At 65.1% G+C, this 10840-nt stretch carries 11 protein-coding genes and 1 pseudogene; 11 read left to right on the top strand and 1 reads right to left on the bottom strand.

Annotated elements, in window-relative coordinates; genetic code table 11:
- Nucleotides 1-353 (top strand): hypothetical protein (locus ACFFC4_RS21610; protein WP_375504724.1); only part of this gene is annotated, 353 nt, incomplete at its 5' end.
- Between the two features lie 18 nt (nucleotides 354-371).
- On the opposite strand, the gene ACFFC4_RS21605 is transcribed toward ACFFC4_RS21610, so the two are convergent.
- Nucleotides 372-899, bottom strand: coding sequence for an acyltransferase (locus ACFFC4_RS21605; RefSeq protein ID WP_375504722.1), 528 nt, complete (start codon nucleotides 897-899; stop codon nucleotides 372-374).
- 75 nt (nucleotides 900-974) lie between these two features.
- Between ACFFC4_RS21605 and ACFFC4_RS21600 the strand changes: the two genes are divergently transcribed.
- The 10 genes and pseudogenes from ACFFC4_RS21600 to ACFFC4_RS21555 all read left to right on the top strand — a co-directional run.
- Complete coding sequence (locus tag ACFFC4_RS21600; protein ID WP_375504720.1) at nucleotides 975-1934, top strand: glycosyltransferase; 960 nt, start codon at nucleotides 975-977, stop codon at nucleotides 1932-1934.
- Entirely contained in the window at nucleotides 1931-2815 is an 885-nt protein-coding gene (locus ACFFC4_RS21595) for a glycosyltransferase (protein WP_375504718.1), read from the top strand. The genes ACFFC4_RS21600 and ACFFC4_RS21595 overlap by 4 nt, the downstream gene beginning before the upstream one ends.
- Nucleotides 2816-2951: 136 nt before the next feature.
- A complete protein-coding gene (locus tag ACFFC4_RS21590) occupies nucleotides 2952-3656 on the top strand; it encodes a hypothetical protein (RefSeq protein ID WP_375504716.1) in 705 nt (234 codons plus the stop codon).
- 71 nt (nucleotides 3657-3727) lie between these two features.
- Nucleotides 3728-5023: an O-antigen ligase family protein gene (locus ACFFC4_RS21585; protein ID WP_375504714.1), complete on the top strand. Its 1296-nt coding sequence runs from the start codon at nucleotides 3728-3730 to the stop codon at nucleotides 5021-5023.
- Between the two features lie 918 nt (nucleotides 5024-5941).
- A complete protein-coding gene (locus tag ACFFC4_RS21580; protein ID WP_375504712.1) occupies nucleotides 5942-6991 on the top strand; it encodes a right-handed parallel beta-helix repeat-containing protein in 1050 nt (349 codons plus the stop codon).
- A complete protein-coding gene (locus tag ACFFC4_RS21575; protein ID WP_375504710.1) occupies nucleotides 6988-8652 on the top strand; it encodes a lipopolysaccharide biosynthesis protein in 1665 nt (554 codons plus the stop codon). The genes ACFFC4_RS21580 and ACFFC4_RS21575 overlap by 4 nt, the downstream gene beginning before the upstream one ends.
- A gap of 202 nt (nucleotides 8653-8854) precedes the next feature.
- A complete protein-coding gene (locus ACFFC4_RS21570; protein ID WP_375504708.1) occupies nucleotides 8855-9604 on the top strand; it encodes a glycosyltransferase in 750 nt (249 codons plus the stop codon).
- A 67-nt stretch (nucleotides 9605-9671) separates the two neighbouring features.
- A complete protein-coding gene (locus tag ACFFC4_RS21565; RefSeq protein ID WP_375504706.1) occupies nucleotides 9672-9983 on the top strand; it encodes a sulfotransferase in 312 nt (103 codons plus the stop codon).
- Between the two features lie 71 nt (nucleotides 9984-10054).
- Nucleotides 10055-10642: a sulfotransferase gene (locus ACFFC4_RS21560; RefSeq protein ID WP_375504726.1), complete on the top strand. Its 588-nt coding sequence runs from the start codon at nucleotides 10055-10057 to the stop codon at nucleotides 10640-10642.
- Nucleotides 10528-10782: pseudogene (locus tag ACFFC4_RS21555) on the top strand (helix-turn-helix domain-containing protein); the annotation flags it as partial. The gene ACFFC4_RS21560 and the pseudogene ACFFC4_RS21555, both read left to right, overlap by 115 nt.
- Between the last annotated feature and the right edge of the window lie 58 nt (nucleotides 10783-10840).

Raw genomic sequence — 10840 nt, 5'->3', positions numbered from 1 at the left:
CCGTCGGCAGCCCCTGCACCACCAGCCTCACCAACTCCCTCATCGGCGGCTACCCGAAATTCGCCTGCAAACACGGCGTTCCGGGCAGGGCTGTCGGGCGCCGGTCCGGCAACCGCCTGGGGACGCCGCGCTTCGTCAACCGGAGGGCCGGCAACCTGCATCTGCGGCGTGGATACGTAGCCCAGCTCCACGCCGGGACCCTGCTGGCCAAGGCGTGCTACTCCATCAGAGACATCGATGGCCAGCCACTCGCTCCGACGACCCTGGGTGCCGACCAGCCAGGCGCTGCTTCGCCGGCGCACAAGGGGCCGCGGCGTTGCCGGCCGCCCCGTCGAATAAACCTGCGGGACTGACGCCGATCCGGTGCAATGTCACTTGGGCGCGCCGCGGTAACGGATGTGCCGAGCAGGAACTCCGCCGCAGACCGAGTTCTCGGCCACGTCACCGGTCACCACGGCACCGGCGGCCACGATGGCTCCCGCGCCGATGGTGACGCCGGCGACCACGACGACGTTCGTGCCCAGCCAGGTGTTGGCGCCGATGGTCACGTCGGCCTCGCGGTGCGCGAGGTCCATCACCGGCCCGAGCCCACTGTCGACGTCGTAGTTCGACGCTGTGATGAAGACCCGCGGCGCCAGCAGCACATGGTCGCCGAGCGTGATGCGCCCCGTCTCATCGCCGGCCCAGAGCATCGAGCCCTGCCCGATGTGGGAGCCGGCGCCGACAGTGATGCGTTCGCCGTTGCGGAACGACGCAGTTGGTGAAATGCGCACGTTCGCAGCGATGTCGGCCCGGAAGCGCTCCGCCGCGTCGTAGCCGGCAAAGTTGGCGAGTCGGGCCCACTGCTGCCAGGTCCGACCGGCGGTAAACGTGCGGATGGCGGACGACAGGCCACTCATGGCACGGACTGTAGTTCAGCGGTGGCACGCTCTCGTTGTCACCTAGTCTGTGGGTTCTCGAGCGAGGAGGCGGCGGTGTCGAAGTCCGGTGACGGACGCGCATTGTTGATCGCTACCGCGGGCGGGCACCTCACCCAGCTGTCCAACCTGGTGCAGCGGCTGGACATCGACCCCGCCAATGCCGTGTGGGTCACCGTGCCCACGACGCAGAGCCGGTCCATGCTGGCTGGTCATGACGTCGTGTGGGCCACATACTCGAGTCCCCGCGACTTTCGAGGTCTCGGGCGGCACCTCACGAAGGCGCTGGATGTCCTGCGTTGCCAGGACTTCGATATTGCCGTGAGCACCGGCGCGAGCCTGGCTCCGCCGTTCCTCGCGGCGGCCCGGCTGCGCGGTGTGCCGTCGCACTACATCGAGAGCGCGACCCGCGTCGATGGACCGTCCTTCTCCGGGCGGCTTGTCGCCCGTATCCCGGGGGTCAAGCTGTACTCCCAGTACGAGTCCTGGGCCGACGGTCGATGGGCGTATGGAGGCAGCATCTTCGACGGCTGGGCCACAACGCCCCGACCCGAACCCCGTCCCCTTCGGCGGGCGCTCGTGACGGTTGGCAGTGCTCGAGGCTTCCCGTTCGACCGGATGCTGCTCGCCGCCCGGGACGCGCTGCCGACCGACTGCGAGACGACCTGGCAGGTGCTCGATTCGAGTGTCAGGGAGCTACCGGGCCGGGTAGTCCATGAGTTCAAGTCCGCTGAATTGCGATCCGAGCTCGAGACGGTCGACGTCGTGATCAGCCACGCCGGTACGGGCTCGGCACTGACCGCGCTGCAACTCGGACTGTGCCCTGTCCTGGTGCCCCGTTCCCAGGCGCACGGCGAGCATGTCGACGACCATCAGTTCCAGATCGCCCGGATGCTCGGCGACCGTGCGCTCGCAGTGGTGCGGGCTCCAGAAGAACTCACGACCGCCGACCTGGTCCAGGCCGCCGGCCGGATCGCCACAGAGGTGCCCGGGCCGTCCTTCCGGCTGTCGGCATGACGACCTACCCCGCGCGCCCGATCGCGTCGGTGATCATTCCCGCCCACAACGAAGCGGCAGTGCTGGGGCGGTGTCTGGACGTGTTGCTGGCCGATGCGCAGCCCGGTGAATTCGAGGTGTTGGTGGCCGCGAACGGTTGCACGGACGCGACGGTCGAGGTTGCCCGACAACGCGTCGCCGACGGCGTCCGGGTGGTCGAGACCGACACCGCCTCGAAGATCGCCGGTCTGAACCTCGGCGATCGGGCCGCGTCGGTGCTGCCTCGCGTGTACCTCGATGCCGATGTGACCATCGCCACGGAGACGCTGCGGGCGCTGGCTCGAACGCTCGACGACGGCAGCAGTGTGCTCGGGGCCGCGCCACGTCTGCGCGTGGACACGACGGGGGCCAGCCGAGCGGCCCGCACCTACCTGAGGGTGTGGCAGAGCCTGCCGGTGTTCGAGACTGCATACCTCGGGTCGGGGTGTTACGCGGTGTCCAGGCGGGGCCGCGAGCGGTTCGATCACTTTCCGGATGTCATCGCCGACGATCGCTTCATCAATGCGCTGTTCGCCCGCGACGAGAAGGTCACGCTCACCGAGCACGGGCTCGGCGTGCGCGGACCCCGTACGCTTCGTGCGATCGTCCGGCGCAGCGTCCGGGTGCGCTCGGGCACGGTCGAGCTGAACCAAGCCATGGTCGACGCGGGCTACACGGTGGTCGATCCGGGCTCCGAGGAAGGGACGCGCGCCTATCTGATGGAGATGTTTCGGCGACCTCGAACGTTTCACGCTGCGTTGCTGTTCGCAGCGACTCAGGTCTGGATCCGGCTGCTCGCACAGCTGTGGAGTCGTGCTGGTAACAACAGGGTCTGGATCAGAGACGAAACATCGAGGACATGAACTAATGAACTCATCATCGCTGACCGGCGACTGAGGGTCACGACACTCCAGATGGCAAAGGACGTCCTCGCTTGAGAGTGTGAGCGCAGATCCGGTACTTGCGCCACAGTGGGCGCGGAGGGAGTTCTAGAAAGCAATGGATGTCTTTACCTTGGCGTCGGCGTGCGTGCGCCGCTGGTGGGTCTTCCTGCCGCTCATCGCGATCACCGCGGTGGTGACCGTGCTGCAGGCGCGGAGTATCAAGCCGGACTACTCACAAGGCGCACAGGTCATCTTGGTGCCGCCGTCATCGGTCTCTACCGGCGATTCCAAGGCCGCGATGGTACAGGTGAACCCGCTGGGCAGTATCGGTACGACGCAGGCAGCCCTGGTGGCTCGCTTGAACTCTGGGCCGGCCGCCACGGCAGTCGCGCAGGCCGGCGGTGGGGGGTTCTCGGCATTCGCCGAGAAGATCGGCGGGATCGTCGCGCTGACGGCCGGCGCTGACTCTGCGTCGCGTACCACCGCGACGCTGTCCGCGGCGATCAAGCAGGTCGACACGCAACTGGCGTTGCTGCAGAAAGATCTCAACACGCCAGCGAACTTGTATGTCACCTCCCACCTGTTGTCCGTGGACCCGTCCGTTTCGTCGGCGTACCCGCATCGCGGACGCAACCTCACCCTGATCGCTATTGCCGGCGTATTCATCAGCGTTCTCATTGCCCAGCTCGTTGACTTCTTGCTGCAACGCCGGCGTCGCCCGTCGCGACACGGGATTGAAGCTGATCAAGACTCACTCGACCTGTTCAGACTGGAACCGCCTGATCAACCGGTGGAAAGCCGAACGCCTCTCGAGCTATGACGACGCTCGACAGCCGACCCCTACGAAGCAGGCGGGTGATCCTGCGAGACCCTTCGGCAACTTTGGTAGGAATGGCACTGCTTGTCTTGTTTGTCGTTCCCACCCGCTATTCGATTGGCCCCCCGGGTGTGCGCCTGAACCTCACTCTCATCCTGGGTTTCCTGGCTTTGTTGACCTGGATCTGCTACTTCCTGTTCCGGCGCGTCGAGACACCGACACTAAATATCCCGCGTCTTCTGCTGTTCGCTTACCTGCTGAACCAGCTAGTTGCGATTGCTGCGGCCTACCGTCGTAACCTGACGACTCCAGAGCAAAATGGGACATATCGGGAGCTTGCGGCAACGATCGGCCTAGTCGGTTTGTCCCTGATCCTGTGTGACGGCGTGCGCCATATATCGGGTCTGCGGCGCGCCATGCAGCTGCTGCTGATCGGCGGGTACTCCTCGGCGGCGGTCGGGGTTGTGCAACGGGTCTTTCACTACGACTACGACACGCTGTGGCGCAACGTTCCCGGACTCAACTTCGCGGTGACGACCGAGGAAATCAACGGCCTACTGTCCAACCGAGCAACTGGGACCGGGTCGCATCCCATCGAGTTCTCCGTGGCCTGCGCCTGTCTCGTGCCGATTGCTTTAAACCAGATCAAGAACGCGTCGACACCACGGGCATTTTTCTGGCACCGCGTAGGCATCGGCTTACTGCTCGTCGGAACCCTCCTCGGCGTGAGCCGCGCCGGGTTTATCGGCCTGGTGATCGCGGTCCTGTTCTCGATCTCCCGTCTGGAACTCCGGCAGCGCTTCAATGCAGTGGCATTCGGCATGTTTGTCCTGGTATTCGTCCAGTTCGGTGCCCATGGCACGCTGTCGACGCTGCGCTATCAGCTCCTGAACATCGGTTCGGATCAGAGTTCGAAGGGTCGCACGCAGGATTACGGGCCGGTCTTCGACCTGGTTAGTCATCACCTCTGGACGGGAATTGGCGCAGGCACCTACCTGCCCAGGCAATTCCGCTTCCTCGACAACGCTTGGCTGGGCACGTTGGTCAGCGGTGGCATCATCGCCACCACCGTGCTGGGTCTGATCCTTGTCTCGGGGCTGTACCAGTCAGGTTGGCTTAGACGTCGGGCGCGAGACCCCTACCTTGCGGGCTTGGCTGCCGCAGTGGGGGTAATGCTGCTCATCCTGACTGTGTGCGCCTACTTCTTCGATGAGTTTTCTTTCGTCCAGACCCAGACGCTGACCGTAATTACGCTCGGCATCCTGGGGGCGATCAGCACCCTGGTCGAGCGCGAAGGCCGTACAGCGACCCCGAATCGTTTCGCAAGTGACCGGGCCGTCGCACCCGCGCCGCGCCGACGTCTTGGTTAGGGCTCAGCTGCGAGAGGCGGGACGACGACTGCCGTTTAGCGTTAGCGGTGCCCGCTCGATGTGATGTCCCGTGCAGTTCTACGATGCAGACGAGACCGCCGACGCGCTTCTGAGCAACCGAGTGCGACCTGTGTGCAGCCGGCGGCCCGGGTCACGGAGTGGCGAACGGGCCAAATCTCCTTGGCGGATCACCTGCAAGCGCGTCTCCGAATAGATCACGCAAGCAACAGCACTGGCGGGAATTGCTGATAACTCCTCCGAACGATGGCCACCACCGCGCCCACGTAAACGGCGGAGCAGTCACGACGTTCCCAAGCGACGAAGTTGAAGAATTTCGACGTCCGTTCAATGAGCTCAGCACTAGAATTTCGGGACCCGCCTGGACAGACAGCAGATTGCAACGAACTCCGGGTCGCGCATCGATGTCATGGCTAATGGGTTGCGCCGTGCATTGGGGGCCGAGGCGTTGTTTCATGCATCAGCTGTTGTCGGGATGGCTCAGTGAATCCTTTTCGCCGTGCAGCGTCGTTGTGTCCCACGGAACAAGCGGGTGAGCATCGTGGATCGAAACGTGATTGGCCGAATCCTGTGCTATCATCGATGGTCCTGCGGCGGAAGTCCGGGCCGGGTCTCCATCGCGGAAGGGTTGAGCGCCAACCGAGGTGGGGCCATCCTCGGCTGAGTTAGATTGCTGAAGCCTGGCCGTGAAGCATCTATCACGCAGGACGCTGCAGGTAGGTTCCAGTTAGCCTCTGCACCATGCGCCGATGTCGTCGACTGCTCCGTTGTTCGTCGGCGACCCGACCGCTCGCCGTACTGGCTTGCGTTGTCATATTTCTCGTTGCCTGTACCGGCGGCGGCAAGCACGACTCGTCCTCGTCTTCGCCGCACCTGGGAGTCAATGCCGTCATCAGCCCTATGGGCAAGGGCGACTGTTCGCCATCGGCCCCGTGCGCCGACCTCGGGCGCGCGATCGCTAGGGCCGGCAACGGCGGTGTCGTGGAGGCCGAAACAGGTAGCTACCCGGACTCTATGCTCAGGGAACCTTCCGACGCGGCGAAGCGCACCAAGGACACCATCGTGCGCCCGGCGCCCGGCGCGCACCCCGTTCTCGGCCGCCTCAGGTCCTATGTCCCTCATGTGCGATTTGAGAACATGTCCGGGCGCGGTGGCATCTACCTCACCGCGTCGGCGAACTACACGACTTTCGATCATCTGACGCTGAGCGGCAAGGACGCGACGATGCTCGTTCGCGCAAGCCACGTGCTGATCGAGAGCTCGCTCATTGAGGGCGGAGTTCAGCGGGACGGGGTACAGATTGCAGCGAACCCGCGGAACACCGATATCACGATCCGGAAAACGACCATCCGGCACTTCACGAGCATCACTAATGCGAACCAGCATCCAGACTGCATTCAGCTTTTTGACACTACCCATGTGACGATTGAGCAGAACAGCCTTTATGACTGCTTCAACTCCGCGATCACGTTTTCCCCCGGGGCTCACAAGGGTATCGACCACGTGACGGTTGAGGGCAACTTCTTGCAGGGCTGCATGCTCACGTACCAAGCCTGCAAGCCTGGTGGGTCGTCGATGGATCTGCGGGTTCAGGTGCAGGCGACAACCATCTCGCACAACACGTTCGGCAGCGGGTCGGTGCGGCTGCCCGTCAACCCAGGTGTCACTGCCACAGCGAACATCATCGAATACCTCAGCGTCGCGCCCTGCCAGACGGCGGTGACGCATTCGTTACTAATCAATTTCACGCGGTACTCCTGCCACGAGGAGGTCCCGAACGCCGCCGGGGGCAACTGGACCGGCGACGTCTCATTCAAGAACCCCGGGGACAACGACCTGACCCCGGTCGGCTCAGTACCGGCCAATCCGTCCAGTGGATCCGCGGGTATTCCCGCCGGGCTTGGCATCCGCGACAAGTTGCCCGCGGGAACAGTGGGGGCCGCCCCGTGAGTGGGCCGATCCCGCCCCCGAATCTGGCGTCGGAGACCACGACGGCTGCCACCGAAGACGTCGACATGCCGGTGACCGGCACGACGGCGGCGCAGCTTGCCGGCGGCCCCGCCGCGCCCGCCGCGTCGGTCGGTGCCGCCGCCCGGCGTGGGGTGGCGTGGACGGCGGCATCCAAGCTCGCCATCCAGCTAGTGCAATTCGGTACAACGGTCGTGCTGGCCCGGTTGCTGACCCCGACCGACTACGGGCTCGTTGCCATCGTGTTGGTCTTCACGGCGTTCGCGTCGCTGTTCACGGACCTCGGGCTCGGTGCGGCCATCGTTCACCGCTCGGACCCTGACCACGAGACGTTGAGCACCGCTTTCTGGCTCAACGCGCTGAGCGGGTTGGCCCTGACGGGTCTGTTCTGCGGACTGGCCTACCCGCTCGCGCTGCTCTTCGGGCACCGCAGCCTTACCGGATTGATCATGGTGGGCAGCATCGGATTCACGATTTCGCTGTACGTCGTACAGCTTGCCCTGCTCGAGAAGTCGATGAATTTCAGGCTCATCGCCAAGATCGAATTCTCCGCTGTCGTCATCTACACCGTCGCGACGGTCACGCTGGCGCTGCTGCATTTCGGCCCGTACAGCCTGGTGCTGGGCAATCTCGTTCAAGTGCTGTTCACGACGACCATGATGTCTCGAGCCGTCAGCTGGCGGCCGACCAAGACGTTCTCCCGTACGGCAGTGCGTCAGCTCTGGGCCTACAGCGGCCACCTCGTCGGTTTCAACATCATCAACTACTGGGGACGCAACTCAGACAACCTGCTGATCGGCAAGTTCCTTGGCGCCGCCCCGCTCGGCATCTACGCCCGGTCGTTCAACCTGATGATGCTGCCGGTGCAGCAGGTCACCGGCGTCCTGGGTCGGGTCCTGTTTCCAGCGTTCGCCCGCCTTGCGGAAGACCGCGAGCGACTGCGCGAGGCCTACGCCCGCACGGTCGTCGTCATGACCACGGTGGCCTTCCCGGTCAGCGTCGGCCTGGCGTGCTGCGCAACGCCGTTCGTCTCGGTGCTCTACGGCCCGCGGTGGGTCTCGGTCGGGCCGGTGCTCGCGATCCTGGCCTTGTCCGCGCCTCCGCAGGTGATTTCGGGCGCCGTGGGGCCACTGTTCCAGGCGCTCGGGCTTACGGCAGCCCAGTTTCGGCGCGGGCTGGTGAGCACCCTTGTCGGCGTAGTTGCGATCGTTGTCGGCCTGCACTGGGGCGTCAGGGGCGTGGCCGTCGGGCTCCTTGTCCGATCGTGGGTGATGCTGCCCTACACCTCTCGGATTGCATGGCGCCGTATCGGGTTGACAGCCGCCTTCGTCCTGCGTCGGGCGTGGCCCGTTGTGACCAGTGCGGCGGTCATGGCGGTCGCCATGCTGCTCATTCGGCGTCCGGTCGAGGGGCAGCCCGACGCGGTTGTGCTGGTGGTTCAGGTGGTGGTGGGAAACGCCGCTTACCTTCTTGTGCTCATGCTCGTCGGCCGCCTGGCACTAGCCGAATTCGTGGGAAGCGTTCGTGGTCAGCGGGCCGTCCCTGCCGATCGAACGCGGCAGTCGGCAAGCAGCCCGCGGCACGTGGGCCGCCATGCACTAGAGACGAGGTCGCCCCGTGCAAATCGCGCCGCCGATGACTGATCGTCGCCGTGCGGGCCTCTGTGTTCTCACTAACGACAGGCTGAACCCTCGGATCAACTGGTCGACACTCGGCCCACCTGTCACGAACGCTCTCGAACAGCAGGCCGGCGCGGTCGTGTTCTCGCCGCCACGGGTGCGCGAACACAGCGCCGAGTGGCGCAGTGACCTGCGCCGCGTTCGCTCTGCTAGGACTCTCTTCTGGATGCAACTGGCGGCGAAGCCGGAGACCCCCGTGCTGCTGGCGGCCCTGGCCGGGGGCCGGGTCCACCGCAGCGCGTACGTGCTTGACGCGTGGCCTTATCATCTGCGAAGGCTGTCGGTGTTCGCACGGGGGATGCAGCTCCGGCCCTGCTTCGTCGCGATGCGTGAGTCGTTCGAGGAGCTCGCTGTCATGGCCCCCAAAGTTCCGTTCGTGCACCTGCCGTTCGGGGCCGATCTTGATGTGTTCGTACCTGGGGGGGGCGGGCGTGACATCTTCGCGTTCTCGATGGGCCGACTTCACGAGCCGATCCACGCCGCGTTGCGCGAGTATTGCGAGCAGCGCAACCTCAAGTACGTGGTGTCGCAGGGCGGCGCCATTACCGACCCGGCAGAACTCGGTCGGCTCGTCGGGCGGGCGAGGTATTTCGTGGTGACTCCACCCGACCTCGACCATCCCGAACGGTCGGGCCGCTTTAGCCCGCTGGTTATGCGGTATCTGGAGGGCCTGGCCGGCGGTGCCCGACTGTTGGGGACGCTGCCGCGTAGTGGTGAGTTCGAGACAATGCTGCCTCGGGAATCGATCCTCGAGATCGCCGCCGACGGTTCCGATCTCGCCCGGCGCCTAGACCACGACGCTCGCGACGACTCGGGCTTCGCGGCCACCGCCGCAGCGACGGCCCTCGTGCGGGCCCACCACGGATGGCAGCACCGGGCCGCAACGATCGCGGAGGTGCTCGGTGGACTCGATTGAGCCTCGGCCGGTGGGCGGGCTCGAACAAACCGCCGTGTCGCCACCACCTACCCCGCAACGGGCGGGGATGACGGTCATTCCGGCTGTAGCGTCCGCCCGGTCAACGACCGCAACGCAGGCCACAAGGCCCCAGGTTGGGCCAGCCGCACCGACGTGCCTACCCCGGGCACCGATGCCGATATTCGTGGTGGGTGCACCTCGATCCGGCACTACGCTCGTCGCCTCAATGATTGCCTCGCATCCCCTGGTCGCCGGGGCTCCGGAGTCACAATTCTTCAACAAGCTGTCACCGAACTACGTGCCGCGGTCGACGACCCATATTGGCCCGACCTTGCGCTGCGCTTGCTCGAGTCGCTTGCGCTTGCTAACCAGCGGGTAATCCACCTGTTTCGGGTCACCATCGTGGACGTGCACGCGTACCTCGAGGCCACGGAGCCGTCGGTCCAGGCAATGCTGCGCGCGCTGATCGAACTCAATGCTCGGATGCAGGGCAAGCCGCGCTGGGTCGAGAAGACACCCAACCATCTTCTGCACGTCGCGCAAGTGCGCAGCGCTTTCTCCGACGCCCGGATCCTGCGGGTAGTGCGTAACCCTCGCGACGTCGCGCATTCGATGCGACAACTGCCCTGGGGAAGCCGTTCGGCCATTGCGAACGGGCTGTTGTGGGCCGATTGGCACGCCCGCAGCGAGCATGAATTCGCCCCGAAGCACGCTGACGTGCTGACGGTCCGCTACGAGGACCTCATGTCTTCGCCCGAGTCCACGCTGACCACGATCTGCGATTTTGACGGCGCTCATCGAAAGTCCCCAGTGATGCTCGTCGAATTTCCCCACCTGTGTGGCTCCGCCGAGTCGGGCGGGTCCCCTTCCAAGCTGGCGGTCTCTGACCACTCACCAGCTGCTCGGAGGGGACCCGCCTGCTCATGCTCACATGGGGAGAAGACGTGGAACTACAGGCACTACGCGCCCGGGGGTGGTCGATCTCGGCGATCGCCCGTCACGCCGGGCGAGACCGGAAGACGATCCGCAGGTATCTGAGCGGCGAGCAGGCCCCCGGCGAGCGGAAGCGGGCGGCAGACCCGTTCGTGCCGTTCCTGGACTACGTGACCGCGCGGCTGGTGCAGGACCCGCATCTGTGGGCGATCACGCTGTTCGATGAGCTGCTCGCGTTGGGGTTTGCGGGCTCATCCGGAACGAGGGTGTAGTCGAGGTCGGAAGCCGCCTGCCTCGAGTAGT

The organism is uncultured Jatrophihabitans sp. (genome assembly GCF_964244045.1).
Taxonomy (GTDB): Bacteria; Actinomycetota; Actinomycetes; order Mycobacteriales; family Jatrophihabitantaceae; genus Jatrophihabitans.
Note: the sequence above shows the minus strand (reverse complement) of the source record. Positions and strands in the feature narration are given on the sequence as shown.

Coding starts and splice junctions, on each gene's coding strand:
- ACFFC4_RS21605 (WP_375504722.1), bottom strand. CDS start 899: ATGAGTGGCCTGTCGTCCGCCATCCGCACGTTTACCGCCGGTCGGACC.
- ACFFC4_RS21560 (WP_375504726.1), top strand. CDS start 10,055: ATGCTGCGCGCGCTGATCGAACTCAATGCTCGGATGCAGGGCAAGCCG.
- ACFFC4_RS21595 (WP_375504718.1), top strand. CDS start 1,931: ATGACGACCTACCCCGCGCGCCCGATCGCGTCGGTGATCATTCCCGCC.
- ACFFC4_RS21590 (WP_375504716.1), top strand. CDS start 2,952: ATGGATGTCTTTACCTTGGCGTCGGCGTGCGTGCGCCGCTGGTGGGTC.
- ACFFC4_RS21565 (WP_375504706.1), top strand. CDS start 9,672: ATGACGGTCATTCCGGCTGTAGCGTCCGCCCGGTCAACGACCGCAACG.
- ACFFC4_RS21580 (WP_375504712.1), top strand. CDS start 5,942: ATGGGCAAGGGCGACTGTTCGCCATCGGCCCCGTGCGCCGACCTCGGG.
- ACFFC4_RS21570 (WP_375504708.1), top strand. CDS start 8,855: ATGCAACTGGCGGCGAAGCCGGAGACCCCCGTGCTGCTGGCGGCCCTG.
- ACFFC4_RS21585 (WP_375504714.1), top strand. CDS start 3,728: ATGGCACTGCTTGTCTTGTTTGTCGTTCCCACCCGCTATTCGATTGGC.